Annotated in this window: 8 protein-coding genes and 1 pseudogene; 7 read left to right on the top strand and 2 right to left on the bottom strand. The window is 67.9% G+C overall.

Annotation, left to right across the window (positions count from 1 at the left end):
• Positions 1-60 precede the first annotated feature (60 nt).
• Both ASC65_RS10070 and ASC65_RS10065 read left to right on the top strand, forming a co-directional pair.
• Complete coding sequence (locus ASC65_RS10070; protein WP_056452214.1) at positions 61-2,694, top strand: TonB-dependent receptor; 2,634 nt, start codon at positions 61-63, stop codon at positions 2,692-2,694.
• A 77-nt stretch (positions 2,695-2,771) separates the two neighbouring features.
• Positions 2,772-3,236: a surface-adhesin E family protein gene (locus ASC65_RS10065; RefSeq protein ID WP_056452211.1), complete on the top strand. Its 465-nt coding sequence runs from the start codon at positions 2,772-2,774 to the stop codon at positions 3,234-3,236.
• 4 nt (positions 3,237-3,240) lie between these two features.
• Here the strand turns inward: ASC65_RS10065 and ASC65_RS10060 are convergent, their stop codons facing one another.
• Together ASC65_RS10060 and ASC65_RS10055 are read right to left on the bottom strand one after the other, a co-directional pair.
• Entirely contained in the window at positions 3,241-6,336 is a 3,096-nt protein-coding gene (locus ASC65_RS10060; protein ID WP_056452205.1) for an efflux RND transporter permease subunit, read from the bottom strand.
• Between the two features lie 9 nt (positions 6,337-6,345).
• Complete coding sequence (locus ASC65_RS10055; protein ID WP_056452202.1) at positions 6,346-7,494, bottom strand: efflux RND transporter periplasmic adaptor subunit; 1,149 nt, start codon at positions 7,492-7,494, stop codon at positions 6,346-6,348.
• A 232-nt stretch (positions 7,495-7,726) separates the two neighbouring features.
• Between ASC65_RS10055 and lepA the strand changes: the two genes are divergently transcribed.
• The 5 genes and pseudogenes from lepA to ASC65_RS17825 all read left to right on the top strand — a co-directional run.
• Positions 7,727-9,535, top strand: coding sequence for a translation elongation factor 4 (gene lepA, locus ASC65_RS10050; RefSeq protein WP_056452199.1), 1,809 nt, complete (start codon positions 7,727-7,729; stop codon positions 9,533-9,535).
• Between the two features lie 105 nt (positions 9,536-9,640).
• Positions 9,641-11,143: an ATPase domain-containing protein gene (locus ASC65_RS10045; protein ID WP_156459616.1), complete on the top strand. Its 1,503-nt coding sequence runs from the start codon at positions 9,641-9,643 to the stop codon at positions 11,141-11,143.
• Between the two features lie 92 nt (positions 11,144-11,235).
• A complete protein-coding gene (locus tag ASC65_RS10040) occupies positions 11,236-12,825 on the top strand; it encodes a response regulator (RefSeq protein ID WP_056452196.1) in 1,590 nt (529 codons plus the stop codon).
• 116 nt (positions 12,826-12,941) lie between these two features.
• Positions 12,942-16,925 (top strand): M10 family metallopeptidase C-terminal domain-containing protein, encoded by a 3,984-nt coding sequence (locus ASC65_RS10035; RefSeq protein ID WP_082525976.1) that lies wholly within the window; start codon positions 12,942-12,944, stop codon positions 16,923-16,925.
• A pseudogene (locus ASC65_RS17825) lies at positions 16,823-17,053 on the top strand (calcium-binding protein); the annotation flags it as partial. The gene ASC65_RS10035 and the pseudogene ASC65_RS17825, both read left to right, overlap by 103 nt.
• Positions 17,054-17,063: the final 10 nt, after the last annotated feature.

The raw sequence follows: 17,063 nt of genomic DNA, 5'->3' as shown, positions 1-17,063 counted from the left end.
GATCAGGAAACGCCGCGGTCGACCGTGAAACGGCGCCGCCGCAATGTCGGGGAGCCGTGCATGCGCCTTAACAACATTCTTCGCACCACTGCGTCGGCCGCTGTCGTCGGCGCTGTCGCCTTCGGCTTCGCCGGCGTGGCCGCCGCTCAGGACAGCCAGGGCCCGACGACGATCGACGACATCATCGTCACCGCCCAGAAGCGCGAGCAGAACCTGCAGGACGTGCCGATCGTGGTCACCAGCCTGGCGGCTGAGACCCTTCAGGACGCCGGCGTGCGCGACATCAAGGATCTGCAGATCCTGACCCCGGGCATGACCGTCACCTCGACCTCGTCGGAAGCCTCGACCACCGCGCGTATCCGCGGCGTCGGCACCGTCGGCGACAACCCCGGTCTGGAAAGCTCGGTCGGCGTCGTGATCGACGGCGTCTACCGCTCGCGCAACTCGGTCGGCTTCGGCGACCTCGGCGAAATGTCGCGCATCGAAGTGCTGAAGGGCCCGCAGGGCACCCTGTTCGGCAAGAACACTTCGGCCGGCGTCATCAACATCATCACCGAGGCCCCGTCGTTCACCCCGGGCGCCAATGGCGAAATCACCCTCGGCAACTACGGCGCCGTGGGCATTTCGGGCTCGCTCACCGGCCCGATTACCGACCAACTGGCGTTCCGCCTGTACGGCGCTCGCCGCGAGCGCGACGGCTTCTATGACGTGAACATCGGCGACGGCCCGCGCGCCGAGACCGACGACCAGAACCAGAACTTCACCACCCTGCGCGGCCAACTGCTGTGGCTGCCGAACGACAACACCTCGGTTCGTCTGATCGCCGACTATTCGCAACGCGACGAGTACTGCTGCGTGGGCGTGCAGATCCGCAGCGGCCCGACGGCCGCCTTCATCGACCTGCTGGCGACCGGCCCCGGCATCACCCCGCCGGCCCCGGGCTTCGGCGCGCTGCCGTTCTCGCGTCAGGCCTATTCGAACCGTCCGACCAGCCAGGACATCGATGACATGGGCGTCTCGCTCGAGGCGAACATCGATCTGCCGAGCCTGGGCGGTGCGACCCTGACCTCGGTCACCTCGTGGCGCGACTGGAACTCCGAACTCGCCCAGGACATCGACTACACGGGCGCGGACATCGCCTATCGCCGTCAGGACGGCGAAAACGGCTACGGCGTCGAGAACCTGACCCAGGAATTCCGCCTGGCCGGTCAGAATGACAGCTTCGACTGGCTGTTCGGCCTGTTCGCGACCACCGAGACCATCGACCGTCGCGACACCTTCTACACGGGCGCTGACTACGGCTCGTACATCTCGTTCCTGCTGACGGCCCAACTGAACGCCGCCACCGCCGGCCTGCCGACGCCTCCGGGGGCGATCCCGATCAGCCCGGCCCGCATCGGCTGCTTCACCGCTCCGGGCCAGACCGTTCCGCAACTGCAGGGCTGCCTGTACGGCAACCCGGCGACGCCGCCGACCGGTATCGGCTTCGTCAATGGCCAGTCGTATCGCGACACCTACGAGCAGACTTCTGACTCGTTCGCGATCTTCACCAACAACACCTGGCACGTCACCGAGCAGCTCGATCTGACCCTGGGCCTTCGCTACACCATGGACGAGAAGTCCCTGGACGGTCACCAGCAGAACACCAACAACAGCGGCAACACCTGCGCCGCGGCTGTCGGCAACGCTGCGGTCATCGGCGGGGCCCTGGGCGCCGGCGCGGTGCCCGGCATCCTCGGCGCCTTCTGCCTGCCCTTCACCAACGCCGCCTTCAACAACCGCACGGTTGCTGAAAGCCACGACGACGGCGAACTGAGCGGCACCGTCAAGGCCGCCTACCGGATCAACGACTCGATCCTGGCCTATGTGTCGTACGCCCGCGGCTACAAGAGCTTCGGCTTCAACATGGACCGCGTGCAGGTCGCCAACGTGCCGGTCGCCTCGCTGTTCTTCCCGTCGGAAACCGTCGACAGCTACGAAGCCGGCGTGAAGATGACGCTGGTCGACCGCACCCTGCTGCTGAACGCCACCTACTTCGACCAGACCTTCCAGGACTTCCAGCTCAACACCTTCAACGGCGTGGGCTTCACGGTCGAGCCGATCCCGGAGCTGACTTCGCGCGGCATCGACGCCGACATGATGTGGTTCACCCCTGTCGAGGGCCTGAGCCTGCAGGGCGGCGTGACCTGGACCGACGCGGAGTACGGCAACTTCACCGCCGCCGATCTCCAGGTTCCGGCCAACTTCCCGGCCGCCTCGCTGCTGCCGGGCTCGCGTCCGTCGTTCGCGCCGGAATGGTCGGCCTCGATGTCGGTCAACTTCGACCGCTCGATCGGCCACGGCCTGCGCGCCGGCTTCAGCCTCGCCGGCAAGTACATGTCGGAATACAACACCGGCTCCGACCTGCTGCCCTTCAAGCTGCAGGACGCCTTCACCACGCTCAACGGCCGCATCATGGTTGGGGCCGAGGATGAAGGCTGGACCCTCGAGGTTTGGGGTCAGAACCTGACGGACGAGCAGTACATGCAGGTGGGCTTCAACGCCCCGCTGCAGGGCACGGCCTTCCAGACGACCCAGACCGCCTCGGGCCCGTACGCCGGCACCTACTACGACCCGGCGCGCGACACCCAGACCTACAACGCCTTCATGGGCCAGCCGCGCACCTACGGCGCCACCCTGCGCTTCCAGTACTGATCGCTTCGCCGCAAGGCGGATCGAACGAGCCGGCCGGGGGCGACCCCGGCCGGTTTTGTTTTGGGGGGAGACTGACCATGAAGCCCAGCGCGTTGTTCGCATCCGTCGGCCTCGCCGCCTGCGCGGCGGCCGGGCCGGCGTGCGCCGAGGATTGGCGGTTTCTGTTCAAGAAGGGCGACGTGGTCGCCGCGGTCGATGTGGACTCGATCGCAACGGTCGAAGGCGCGCGCAGGGCCCGGCTGCTGACCTTCCAGGCCGTCGCGGTGACCGACGGGGTCCGCAATGCGCCACTCGTTTCGGAGATCGAAATCGATTGCGAGGCCGAGCGCCAGCGGATCCGCACGATGCTGATGCTGCTGGATGGCCAGGACCATCCTCTCGACCTCCGCAAAGAGGACCAGCATTGGGGGCCGGTCCCGCCGCAAACGCCGCTCGCCGCCCTGGCTAAGGCGCTTTGTGACGGCGCGCCGCCAGGGGGGCCGTCGACGGCAGGTCCCCTGGCGTTTGTCGAAGGCTACCGGGCGAGTCGCACCGGCGGCTGAACCCCTACTCCGCCAGGGACGGCGCCGGCTTAGGCTCCTGGCCCGGCAGATGGCGCTGGCCCGCGAACATCTTGCTCATCCGGCGCGAGAAGAAGCCGGCGATGTCGTCGATGATCGTGAAGATCGGCGGGATGAACAGCAGCGACAGGAAGGTCGACGAGATCAGGCCGCCGACCACGGCGATGGCCATGGGTTGGCGGAACTCGACGTCGGCGCCCCAGCCGATGGCCACCGGCAGCATGCCGGCGCCCATGGCGAAGGTGGTCATCAGGATCGGCCGCGCCCGCTTGTGGGCGGCGTCCATGATGGCGTCCCAGCGCTTCATCCCGTCCTTCTCGGCCATGACGATGTAGTCGACCAGCAGGATCGAGTTCTTGGCGGCGATGCCCATCAGCATCAGCACGCCGATCAGGGAGGAGATCGAGAAGCTCGATCCGGCCACCGCCAGGCCGATGAAGGCGCCGCCGATGGCCAGCGGCAGCGAGGCCATGATGGTGATCGGATAGGCGAAGCTGCGGAACAGCAGCACCAGCACGGCGTACATCAGCAGGATGCCGGTCAGGAAGGCGATGGCGAAACCGCGGATCATCTCGGCGATGAACTCGGCGTCGCCGGCCGGCACCTGACGGACGCCGGCGGGCAGGTTCTTTACAGTCGGTAGCTGCTGCACGCGCTGGGCGGCTTCGCCGGTCTTGATCCCGTCGAGCTCGGCCGTGATCGAGGCGATCCGGGCGCGGTCCTGGCGCTGAACCTGCGACGGCCCGGCGCCGAAGCGGATATCGGCTACGGCGCTGAGCGGTACGGCCCCGCCGGTGGCGGTCGGCACCCGCAGGGTCTCGAGCACCGACAGGTCCTCGCGAGCCTCTGGCGTCAGTTGCAGCCGGATCGGCACCTGACGGTCGCCGAGATTGTATTTGGGGAGGTTCTGATCGACGTCGCCGATCGTGGCCACGCGGATGGTCTGCGAAATGTCGCTGGCCGAGACGCCCATCAGGGCGGCTTGGTCAGGGCGCGGGGTGACGAGGATCTCGGGGCGTGCGATCGAGGCGGTGTTGACGACATTGGCCAGGCCCTCGACGCCTCGCATCTCGGCCTCGATCTTGCGCGCCGCCGCCTGCAGCGCGACCGGATCGTCGCTGAGGATGGCGAAGGTGTAGCTCGTGCCGTCCGAGGGGCCGCCGCCGCCCTGGCCTGCGCCGGAGCCGATGCGAGCCCCCGGAATGGCCTTCCAGGCGTCGACCATGACGCGCTGGAACTCTTGCTGGCTCAGCTTGCGATCACCCTTGTCGACCATGTCCGCATAGACGGTGGCGGTGTTGACCTCGCCGGAGCCGACCGAGGCGTAGACCGAGGTCACCTCTTCCCGAGCCTGCAGGTCGCGGGTGATCCGCTGCACGATGGCGTCGGTCTGGCGCAGCGTCGCGCCAGGCGGCAGTTCGACCGAGAAGGCGGCGCGAGACTGGTCGCCCGAGGGCGAGAATTCGAACGGCACCTTGGTGGCGAGGTATCCGCAGGCGACGAAGGCCACCGTCCCCATGGCGAAGACCTTCCAGCGGTTGGCCAGCGACCAGCTGAGGGCCTTCAGATAGGCGCCCATCCAGAAGGGGTCGGAGTCCTCGTGCTTGGTGTGCTTGAGCAGGTAGGCGGCCATCAGCGGCGTCAGGGTCCGCGCTACGACGAGGGAGAAGGCCACGGAGACGCAGGCCGCTAGGGCGAAGGCCTTGAAGAACTGGCCGATGATGCCCGGCATGAAACCGACGGGCGCGAACACCGCCAGAATGGTGGCGGTCGTGGCCACGACGGCGAGGCCGATCTCGTCGGCCGCCTCCATTGAGGCGTGATAGGGCGCCTTCCCGTCGCGCATGTGCCGGACGATGTTCTCGATCTCGACGATCGCGTCGTCGACGAGGATGCCGACGGTCAGCGACAGGGCCAGCAGAGTGACCACGTTGAGCGACTGGTCGAGCGGCCCGAGGATGGCGAAGGCGGGGATCAGCGACAGCGGCATGGCCGTGGCGGTGATGAAGGTGGCCCGCCAGTCGCGCAGGAAGACGAACACCACGATGACCGCCAGGACAGCGCCCAGCAGCAGGGCCTCGAGCGAGGCGATGTAACTCTCCTCGATATATTCGACGCTGGCAGTGACCTGTTCGATCGACAGCTCCGGATGGGCGGCGTCGATCTCGGCGACCCGTTCACGCACCTTGTCGGCGACCTTGACCTCGCTGGCGCTGCGCGAGCGCAGGAAGCTGAAGGTCACGGCCTCCTGACCGTTGTAGCGGGCCAGACGGCGCGGTTCGCTCCAGTGGTCCTCGACCTGGCCCAGGTCTCCCAGGCGGACCGACCGGTCGCCGCCCAGAGGGATAAGGGTCTCGCGCAGCTGCTCGATCGAGCCGGCGGCTCCGAGGGTGCGGATCGATTGTTCCGATCCGGAGATGGTGACGCGCCCCCCGGGCAGGTCGCTGTTCACTCCGCGAAGGGCCTGACTGACCGTAGCGGCAGTCAGGCCGTTGGCTGCCAGGCGGTCGGGGTCGAGCTCGACGCGGATCTCGCGGTCCACGCCGCCCGAGCGGTTGACCTCGCCGACGCCGCTGATCGACAGCAGAGAACGGCTGACCTCGTTATCGATGAACCAGCTGATCTCCTCAGGCGTCATCGTGGAGGAGCGGACCACCCAGGTGATCAGGGAGTCGCCGGTGATGTCGATGCGCTGGACGCTGGGTTCCTGCATGTCCTGCGGCAGGTCGGCGCGCAGGCCGCTCATCGCGTTGCGGACATCGTTGGTGGCCCGCTCGGTGTCGGTGCCCAGCTCGAACTCGATGACCGTCTGGGACGAGCCGTCGGCGATGGTCGAGTTGATGTGGCGGACGCCCGACAGGCCGGACAGCGAGTCCTCGATCAGCCGGGTGACCTGGACCTCCATCTCGCTCGGCGCGGCGCCGGGGCGGCCCGCGTAGACGTGCACGAGCGGGAAGTCGATGTCGGGGTTGTTGTTGATCCGCATGCCCATGAAGCCGTTGACGCCCGCAAGCGTCAGCAGCACGAACATCAGGATGATGGGGATCGGATTCCGGATCGACCAGGACGAGATATTACGCATCGTCCAACCCTACTTCTTGGCTGCGGCCGGGGCGCGGGGCGCGGGAGCCGGAGCGGCGGCCGGAGCCACCCGCACACGATCCCCGTCGCCAAGGAAGCCGGCGCCCTCAACCACGACGCGCGCGCCCGCCTGCAGGCCGCTGACCGCGGTCTGGTCGGCGCCGCGCGACAGCACGGTCACCGCCTGGAAATGGGCCCGGTTGTCCGCGCCCATGACGTAAACGCCGGCGCGGTTCTCACGGTAGAGGACCGCCGCCGTCGGCACGGTGACGGCCGGTTGGGCCCCCACCTCGATCCGGGCGCGGGCGAACATGCCGGGGCGGAAGCCGCCGCTGCCGCTCAGCGAGATGCGGGCGATGCCGAGACGATTGTCGGCGTTCACCTCCGGGGTGACGATCCGAACCGTCCCGGTCGTCTCGCCGACCCGGTCGGACGAGATCGTCGCCGGCTGGCCGGCGCGGACCATGCTCAGTTCGGTTTCCGGCACCTGGGCGTCGAGTTCGAGGCGGCCGTCGCGGACGATGCGGAACAGCTCGGTCCCGGCGCTGACGATCTGGCCGCGCGTGACGCTGCGGCTGATGATCAGGCCGGAGACGGGGGCCTTGATGGTCGCCTGGGCGACGCGGGTGCGCGTCTCCGACAGGGCGGCCTGGGCGGCGGCGAGGTTGGCGTCCGAGGCGCGCTTGTTGGCCAGGGCCGTGTCCAGCGAGGCCTGGCTCAGGAAGCCGCGGGCCTTCAGCTCTTCGGCGCGGTCGAGCGCGGCCTGGTCGCGGGCGGCATTGGCCTGGGCCGACTGGACCGAGGCCTGCTGCTGGCGCAGTTGGGCCTTCAACAGGGCGTCGTTGAGCTGCACCAGGGTCTGGCCCTGGCGGACATAGGTTCCTTCATCGGCGAAGACGCCGGTGGCGGTCAGTCCGCCGGTCTCGGCGCCCACCGGCACCTCTTCCCAGGCCGAGACGGTGCCCGAGGCGGTCACGGTGCGCGGAAGGTTCTGCAAGCTGGCGATCGCGACGGTGACGGTCTGGCTGCTCGCGCTGGAACCGCCTGCGCCGGCCTTGGTTTCGGCCTTCTTCTTGGCGTCGCCGTCGCCGGCTCCGCAGGCGGCCAACGCCAGTCCCAGTGCGATCGTGGCGGCCGTCAGGCTGGTACGCTTGGTCATCGGCACGCCGTCATCCCCTGTCCTGACCCGCGGGGGAGGAGCCTGCGGGCCGCTGCGTCCGGTTGCGGACGCGTCGCAATACATCTTGCGCTCATAACGAGTTCTCGACCCGTTCTCAAACGCGAAAGCCTCGCCTTACGTCGAAGTAATGCGTCACCGAATTGGTTTCGCAACGGTGGAAAATGCCGCCCGCATTGGCGAATTCCGTTCCGCCGTGCTACCGGCCCGGCCCATGTCCACCCCTCCCATCGAACGCATCCGCAACTTCTCCGTCGTGGCCCACATCGACCACGGCAAGTCGACGCTCTCCGACCGGCTGATTCAGGTCACGGGCGGGCTGACCGCGCGCGAAATGTCGGCGCAAGTTCTTGATAATATGGACATCGAGAAGGAGCGCGGGATCACCATCAAGGCGCAGACCGTGCGCCTGCACTACAAGGCCAAGGACGGCCTGGACTATGTGCTGAACCTGATGGACACGCCGGGGCACGTGGACTTCGCCTATGAGGTCAGTCGTTCGCTGGCCGCCTGCGAAGGCTCTCTGCTGGTCGTGGACGCCTCGCAGGGCGTCGAGGCGCAGACGCTGGCGAACGTTTATCAGGCGATCGACAACAACCACGAGATCGTCCCGGTCCTCAACAAGATCGACCTCCCCGCCGCCGAGCCCGAGCGCGTGCGCACCCAGATCGAGGACGTCATCGGCATCGACGCTTCCGAGGCGGTCATGGCCAGCGCCAAGTCGGGCATCGGCATTGAGGACGTGCTGGAGGCCATCGTCACCCGCCTGCCGGCCCCGAAGGGCGACATCGCCGCGCCGCTGAAGGCCATGCTGGTCGACGCCTGGTACGACCCCTACCTCGGCGTCGTGCTGCTGGTCCGCGTCTTCGACGGCGTGCTCAAGGCCGGCATGCGCATCAAGATGATGCAGTCCGGCTCGACCCATCTGGTCGACCGCGTCGGCGTCTTCCTGCCCAAGAACACCCCGGTCGAGGCGCTCGGCCCGGGCGAGGTCGGCTTCATCACCGCCCAGATCAAGGAAGTCGCCCACGCCGCCGTCGGCGACACCATCACCGACGAGAAGAAGCCGACCGCCGAACCGCTGAAGGGCTTCAAGGAAGTCCAGTCGGTGGTGTTCTGCGGCCTATTCCCGGTCGACGCCGCCGACTTCGAGGACCTGCGCGCCGCCATCGGCCGCCTGCGTCTGAACGACGCCAGCTTCACCTATGAGATGGAATCCAGCGCCGCCCTGGGCTTCGGCTTCCGCTGCGGCTTCCTCGGCCTGCTGCATCTGGAGATCATCCAGGAGCGCCTGAGCCGCGAGTTCAACCTCGACCTGATCGCGACGGCCCCGAGCGTGGTCTACAAGATCGACCTGCGCGACGGCTCCCAGATCGACCTGCACAACCCGGCCGATCTGCCGGACGTGATGCAGATCATGGAAATCAGCGAGCCGTGGATCAAGGCGACCATCCTGACCCCCGACGAATACCTCGGCGGCGTCATCAAGCTGTGCCAGGACCGCCGCGGTTCGCAGGTCGAACTGTCCTACGTCGGCTCGCGCGCCCTGGTGATCTACGAGCTGCCGCTGAACGAGGTCGTGTTCGACTTCTACGACCGGCTGAAGTCGATCTCGAAGGGCTACGCCTCGTTCGACTACGAGCTGACCGACTACAAGGCCGGCGACCTGGTCAAGATGAGCATCCTCGTCAACGCGGAGCCCGTCGACGCCCTGTCCATGCTGGTCCACCGCGCCCGCGCCGAAACCCGCGGTCGCGGCATGGTCGAGAAGATGAAGGAGCTGATCCCTCCGCACCTGTTCCAGATCCCGATCCAGGCGGCCATCGGCGGCAAGATCATCGCCCGTGAAACCGTCCGCGCCCTGCGCAAGGACGTGACCTCCAAATGCTATGGCGGCGACGCGACGCGGAAGAAGAAGCTGCTTGAGAAGCAGAAGGCCGGCAAGAAGCGCATGCGCCAGTTCGGCAAGGTGGAGATCCCGCAGGAGGCCTTCATCGCCGCGCTGAAGATGGACGAGGACTGAGGGTCTTCGGAGCGATCTGGCCCTGTCGGCGATGAAGCCACCCACAGCCCGCGTAACCAAGTCGAGGTCCGAGCGTTACGGCTGAGCTGTAACGACGAGAACCCGATGACTGGCAAAAACGTGGAAAGCGACGACCGACAGGCTGGATTTGGCATTCAGGGCCTGGACGACATCCTGGCGGGCGGGCTGGCCCGCGATCGCGTCTATCTGCTGGAGGGCGCGCCGGGCACCGGCAAGACGACCGCAGCAATGAGCTTCCTGCTCGAAGGCGCGCGGCGCGGCGAGGCGGGACTGTACATCACTCTGTCGGAGACCGAGGAGGAGCTCCGCGGCACCGCCACCTCGCATGGCTGGTCGCTCGAAGGCGTCGACATCTTCGAACTGGTGCCGCCCGAGAGCCTGCTCGACGAGCAGCAGCAGCAGAGCCTGCTCTATTCGTCGGACCTTGAGCTCGGGGAGACGACGCGGATGATCTTCGAGTCCGTGGAGGCCAAGAAGCCCCGGCGCGTGGTCATCGACAGCCTGTCCGAGATCCGCCTGCTGGCGCAGAGCTCACTGCGCTACCGGCGCCAGGTGCTGGCGCTGAAGCACTATTTCGCCAAGCACGGGGCCACGGTGCTGCTGCTCGACGACCTGACGACCGACGTCAACGACAAGACGGTGCACAGCGTCGCGCACGGCGTGATCCAGCTTCAGGAACTGGCGCCCGAATACGGGGCCGAACGCCGTCGGGTGCGCATCATCAAATACCGCGGCCGGCGATTCCGTGGCGGCTACCACGACTTCACCATCAAGACCGGCGGGCTCGAGATCTACCCCCGCATCGTGGCGTCCGAACACCGCAGCCATTTCAGCCGCACGGCCGTCTCGAGCGGCGTGATCGAGCTCGACGAACTGCTTGGCGGCGGTATCGAGCGCGGCTCCAGCTGCCTCATCCTGGGGCCGGCGGGAACCGGCAAGTCGCTCTTCGCCATCAATTTCGCCATCGCCGCGATCGACCGGGGCGAGCGGGCCGCCCTGTTCATCTTCGACGAGGAGCTGGGCCTGCTCTACGACCGCATGGGCAAGCTGGGCATCGACTTGGAGGGCCTGCGCGACGCGGGCCATCTGGTCATCGAACAGATCGACGCCGCCGAGCTGTCGCCTGGCGAGTTCGCGGCGCGGGTCCGGCGCTGCGTGACCGAGCAGAAGATCCAGACCGTCGTCATCGACAGTTTGAACGGCTATCAGGCCGCCATGCCGCAGGAACAGTTCCTGATCCTGCACATCCACGAGCTGCTGCAGTACCTGAACCGTCAGGGCGCCTCGACCTTCCTGACCGTCGCGCAACACGGTCTGGTCGGCGAGATGAAGGCCCCCGTCGATGTCACCTATCTGGCGGACACGGTGATCCTGCTTCGCTATTTCGAGGCCCTGGGCAACGTCCGGCGCGCCGTCTCCGTGATCAAGAAGCGCTCGGGGCGGCATGAGAAGACCATCCGCGAGTTCAACATCGGCGATGAGGGCCTGACCCTCGGAGAGCCGCTGTCCGGCTTCCAGGGCGTCCTGCGCGGCGTGCCCAATTTCGTCGGCCAGGGCAGCGGCCTCATGGGCGACCCCGGAGCATGATCGCAGGCGGCTCCCTATCCCAGCGAGCACTCGTTCTCGCGCCGTCTGGGCGCGACGGAACCATCGCGGCGTCGATCCTGGAGGACGCGGGCGTGCCCGCGCTCGTCTGCCGGGATCTGCCGGATCTCCAGGCCGCGATGGAAGGCGGCGCGGGCCTGGCGGTCATCGTCGACGACGCCCTGCGCAGCAGCGACCTGGCGCCGCTCGCGGCCTGGGTCGAGAACCAGCCCTCATGGTCGGACTTCCCGTTCCTGCTGCTGACCCAGCGGGGCGGCAGCGTCGAGCGCAATCCGGTCGCCCAGCGGCTGTCCGCGACGCTCGGGAACGTCAGCTTCCTGGAGCGCCCCTTCCATCCGACGACCCTGGTCAGCGCGGTGAACACGGCCTTGCGGGCGCGAAGCCGCCAGTACGAGGCCCGCGAACGCATCGAGGAAATCCGTCGCGGCGAGGCCCTGCTGGAAAAGCGCGTCCAGGAACGCACCGCTGAACTCGAGGCCGCCAATCGCCAGCTCGCCAACCAGATCCTCGAGCGGGAGAAGGTCGAGACCGCCCTGCGCCAGGCGCAGCGGCTGGAGGCGGTGGGCCAGCTGACGTCAGGGGTGGCGCACGACTTCAACAACCTGCTCACCGTCGTGCTGGGCAACGTCGAACAGATGCAGAAGCGGGTGAGCGATCCCGCCCTGATCCGCCGCCTTCAGATGATGGGCGAGGCGTCCCGGCGCGGCGCCCGGCTCACAGCGCAGATGCTGGCCTTCTCCCGACGCCAGAAGCTTGAGCCGCGGGCGATCAACCTCAACGAAACCGTGCAGGGGATGCGGGATCTCCTGCAGAGCACCATCGGCGGCAGCGTCCAGATCCGGGAGCCGGAGCTGGCCGAGGACCTGTGGCCGGCGATGGTCGATCCGACCCAGATCGAGCTGGTCATCCTGAACCTGGCGATCAACGCCCGGGACGCGATGGAGGTGGGCGGCACCCTGCTGATCCGCACCGAGAATCTGGAAGCCGGGCCGCCGCAGTCCGCCGACGATCCGCCGGCCGGCAGGTTCGTCGTGGTGTCGGTGGCGGACAACGGCTCCGGCATGACCGAAGAGGTTCTCGCTCGGGCCTTCGAGCCCTTCTTCACCACCAAGGAGGTGGGCAAGGGGTCCGGCCTTGGCCTGAGCCAGGTCTTCGGCCTGGCCAAGCAGTCCGGGGGCGACGTCAAGATCGACACCGAGCTGGGACATGGGACAACGATCCGGCTCTTCCTGCCCGTCGCCGAGACGCCCCCGGCCCGGACGAGCGAGCCCGTCGTCAGTCCGCGGCCCGCCCATGCCGAACATGTGGTGATCCTGGTGGTCGACGACGACGCTGCCGTGCGCGAGGTGACGGCGGAATCGTTGGCGGACCTGGGCTACACCGTGGTTGAGGCGGGCAGCGGCGGCGCGGCCCTGGAGGCGCTGGATTCGCGGGCGGACATCGAGGCCGTCATCCTCGATTTCGCCATGCCCGGCATGAACGGCGCCAGCCTGGCCCGTGAGATCCAGGGGCGGCGGCCGAGCATGCCCATCCTCTTCGCAACGGGATACGCCGACGCGGAAGCGCTCGCCGCCACCCCGGAAGACCGGGTCATCCTCAAGCCGTTCGAGCAGGCGGAACTGGCGGAGAAGCTGGCGAACGCCTTCGGGTTCGCGCCCGCCTGACGGGAGCGCGCGTGGCGGCCTTGCGCCGAGCCGTATCCACCGCGAGTGTGCAGCCTCGCACGTTTGGCGCGAGCCGGCTCGTCCTGTAGACGGGCGGTGTACAGTAGGGGGCGTACATGACCATTCAGATGAGCGGCGCCGGCCGGACCGGGCCGTTGTTCTACACCAACGCCAACGACCGCGGGCCGGGTCGTGAGGGGCATCTGCCGTCATTCACCTCAGATCAGGCCGCAGCGCGGCTGACGGACACGGGGTTGAGTTGGTCAGGCGCCATGGGTCAGGGGGCGGTCGTCACCTTCGCTTTCCGAGCTTCCGGAACGACTCCGGAAGGCACGACCGGCTTCACCCGCTTCACTGACGCACAGATCTCGGCGACCCTCGGAGCCCTGGCGGCCTGGGCCGACGTCGCCAACATCACCTTCGTCCGCGTGGATGACGGGCAGGGCTATTCCAACAACGCCTCGATGCTGTTCGGCAACTACGGCTCGGGCATGGAGGGGGCGGATGCCTTCGCCTATCTGCCCGGGGATGCGGCGGCCGGCGCTTCGGCGGGCGACGTCTGGGTCAATATCGGGAATCCGGCCAATGGGGCCTTGGGCGTCCTTCAGTCCGGCCCGCACATCCTGGCGCACGAGATCGGCCATGCGATCGGCCTGAATCACCCGGGCGACTACCGCACCGTGCCGAACGGCGACGCGACCTTCGTCTGGTACCCCGAATATCAGGAAGACGCCGCCCACTACACGCTGATGAGCTACCTCTCGCCACAGTGGCGAGGCGCGCCGGAAGGCAGCGGCTACGCAGCGACGCCGATGATGGACGACATCGCGGCCGCACAACGCCTCTATGGCGCCAACATGAACACCCGCACCGGCGACACGGTCTACGGTTTCAACTCGAACGCCGATCGCACCTGGTTCTCGGCCGATAGCGCCTCCGAGCAGGTGATCTTCGCAATCTGGGACGCCGGCGGCGTCGATACCCTCGACTTCTCCGGGTACGCCCAGGACCAGACCATCGACCTGCGGCAGGGTTCCTTCTCCAGTGTCGGCGGCCTGGGCAACAACGTGGGCATCGCCGTCGGCGCGATCATCGAGAACGCCATCGGCGGCTCCGGCGCGGACAGGATTTACGGCGGTTCGGGCAACAACGTCATCACCGGCGGCCTTGGCAACGACCGGATCGACGGCGGCCTCGGCGTGGACACCCTGGTGCTCTCGGGACCGCGTTCCGCCTACACCTTCCATTTCCTCGCCAACACCGCCTTCGTCATCGGTCCGGACGGCTCGGACGAGATCAGCAACATCGAGTTCCTGCGCTTCAGCGACCAGACGATCGCCTTCACGATGCCGAACGGCCTCATCGTCGACGGCGACATCACCGACGACCGAATGGACGGCACGAATACGGTCGACCAGCTCCGCGGCGGCCGCGGCGATGACGAGATCTACGCCGGCGACGGGATGGACAGACTCATCGGCGGCGCCGGCGACGACCTCATCCATGGCGACGGCGGCGACGACTACATCGACGGCGGCGAAGGGGACGACGTCATCGACGGCGGGGCCGGCATCGACCGGGTCACCTACGGCGGCGCTGTCGGCGGGATCGAGGTCGATGTGGCGGCGGGCACGGTGACCGGCGGCTACGGCTCAGACACGCTCGTCAATGTCGAGATCATCGAGGGCGGCAACTACGCCGACATCATGAGGGGCGATGACAACGCCAACGAACTGTCCGGGGGGCAGGCTGGAGCGGATCGAATATACGGCTTCGGCGGCGACGACCGGCTGGGCGGGGGCAACGGCGGCACGATCGAGGGCGCCCCGGACGTCATCAAGGCGGCGACAACCACGAACGGGGCGATCGGCACGGCCCTGTCGCTGGACGGGTCCTTCGACACGGACAACGACCTCGACGTGGACGGCATCGGGCCGCGCGCCACCGTTCGCGCCGTGACGCACGGCGGCAAGGAGTATTATGCGGTCACCGTCGCGGCGGGCGAGACGATCGTCATCGACATAGACAACGGCTCCTTCGACAGCACCGCGCGCCTGCTGAGCGCCTCGGGCGCGGTCCTCGCTTCGAACGACGACGGCTACCGGCTCGACCGAGGCAGTCGCGGATGGGACGCCAACCTGACCTATACGGCCGTCACGAGCGGCGTCATTTACGTCGAGATCGGCGAATGGGGCGGTGGCGAAGGCGCGTCGATGGTGACCAGTCCGCCGGCGGCGGGCGAGACCTATTCGCTTCATGTCTCGGTGTCCGGCCATGCCGTGCAGCCGTCGGTCTCGTTAGGCGTCTTCATCGACGGCGGGGACGGGAACGACGTCATCGGCGCCGGCTGGAACGCCGACGAGCTTCACGGCGGCGCCGGGGACGACGCCATCAATGCCGACCAGGGCGCCAACAAGGTTTACGGCGAAGACGGAAACGACCGTCTGGAAGCCGGGTACGGCAGCGACCTGCTGAGCGGCGGCGCGGGCGACGACACGATCAGCGGCTGGGGCGGCGGGGATACGATCGACGGCGGGGAAGGCCTCGATATCGTGCGCTACATGGGGCCGCAGTCGGATTATACGGTGACGACCGTCAACGGCGTCACTCGCGTTTCGCGGGGGATCTGGACCGATACGATCGTCAACGCCGAGCGCATTCAATTCGCGAACCAGACCCTCTTCCTGGGCCCGCCCCCGATCCAGGGGACGCCGAACAACGACACCCTGACCGGCACCTCGACGAATGACATCATGCTCGGCGAACTCGGCGCCGACAGCCTGTCCGGTCTGGCCGGAAATGATGAACTGCAGGGCGGGGCGGGCGACGATGTTCTGATCGGCGGCGCCGGCGCGGACGTCTTGATCGGCGGGGAGGGGACGGATGCCGTCGACTACGCCGGAGCCGCCGGCGGCGTAACCGTCGACCTCGCAACGAACTCGGCTTCGAACGATGGGGACGGCTCGGTCGACAGCCTGAGCGGGATCGAGGCGGTTGTCGGATCGGCCTTCGCCGACGCCATCCACGGCGATGCCGAAGCCAATCGGTTGGAAGGCGGGGCCGGGGCGGACGCCCTGTTCGGCCGGGCGGGCGGCGACCTGCTCCGCGGCGGCGCCGGCGCTGACGCCTTGGACGGGGGCGACGGCGTTGATACTGCGGTCTTCACCGACGGGACGGCGGTTGTCACCGTGTCGGGCGGAACGGTGACGGTGACCGGGCCCGACGGGATCGACACCCTGACGTCGATCGAGCGCCTGCGGTTCGGGTCGACCGAGCTTGCCGTCGGCGCCCTGCTGGCCGCGAACCGAGTCGGCACAGCCGCCGGCGACACGGTGGCCGGGACCGCCGCCGCCGAGGGCCTGTTCGGCCTGGGCGGAAACGACATCCTCAACGGCGACGGCGGCGACGACATCCTCTCCGGCGGCGCGGGGGTAGACGTTTTGAACGGCGGCGCAGGCATCGACACGTCGGACTATTCCGCCGCCGCGGCCGGCATGCGGGCGCAGCTCAACTCGAACAGCTCCAGCAACGATGGCGACGGCGGCACGGACACCTTCTCGTCGATCGAAAACCTGACCGGCTCGGCCTTCAACGACACCCTGATCGGCGACGCGAACGCCAACATCCTGCGCGGCGGCCTGGGCGCCGACACCCTTCTCGGGCTGGCCGGCGCCGATGTGATCTGGGGCGGCGCGGGCGTGTCTAACACCCTGCAAGGCGGGCTCGGCGACGACCGCTATGTGCTGGACGCCAACGACTCGGTCGTGGAGGTCGCGGGCGAAGGCAATGACACCATCGAGGCCCGCATCAGCGCCTATGTCCTGGCCCTGAACGTCGAGAACCTCGTCTTCGGCGGGACCGGGAACTTCGCCGCCACCGGCAACGCCCAGGCCAACACCATCACCGGCGGAACCTCGTCTTCGGCGGGACCGGGAACTTCGCCGCCACCGGCAACGCCCAGGCCAACACCATCACCGGCGGCAACGGCGACGACAACCTGCGCGGCCGTGGCGGCGTGGACGTGCTCAACGGCGGAGCCGGCGTCGACACCGTCGACTACAGCCTGGCCGCCGCTGGGGTCACCGCCCGCCTCGACCTGATGCGCGCGACCAACGACGGCGACGGCGCCACCGACACCTTCACCGGCGTCGAGAACCTGACCGGCTCGGTCTACAACGACCTGCTGATCGGCAACGCCTCCAACAACGTCCTGCACGGCGGCATCGGCACCGACACCC

The organism is Brevundimonas sp. Root1279 (assembly GCF_001425945.1).
Taxonomy (GTDB): Bacteria; Pseudomonadota; Alphaproteobacteria; order Caulobacterales; family Caulobacteraceae; genus Brevundimonas.
The sequence above is the reverse complement of the archived record's forward strand: the minus strand, read 5'-3'. Positions and strand labels throughout refer to the sequence as shown.

Excerpts from the sequence above, each read along its gene's own strand:
- lepA (WP_056452199.1), top strand. The coding sequence starts at position 7,727 with ATGTCCACCCCTCCCATCGAACGCATCCGCAACTTCTCCGTCGTGGCC.
- ASC65_RS10035 (WP_082525976.1), top strand. The coding sequence starts at position 12,942 with ATGACCATTCAGATGAGCGGCGCCGGCCGGACCGGGCCGTTGTTCTAC.
- ASC65_RS10065 (WP_056452211.1), top strand. The coding sequence starts at position 2,772 with ATGAAGCCCAGCGCGTTGTTCGCATCCGTCGGCCTCGCCGCCTGCGCG.
- ASC65_RS10070 (WP_056452214.1), top strand. The coding sequence starts at position 61 with ATGCGCCTTAACAACATTCTTCGCACCACTGCGTCGGCCGCTGTCGTC.
- ASC65_RS10060 (WP_056452205.1), bottom strand. The coding sequence starts at position 6,336 with ATGCGTAATATCTCGTCCTGGTCGATCCGGAATCCGATCCCCATCATC.
- ASC65_RS10055 (WP_056452202.1), bottom strand. The coding sequence starts at position 7,494 with ATGACCAAGCGTACCAGCCTGACGGCCGCCACGATCGCACTGGGACTG.
- ASC65_RS10045 (WP_156459616.1), top strand. The coding sequence starts at position 9,641 with ATGACTGGCAAAAACGTGGAAAGCGACGACCGACAGGCTGGATTTGGC.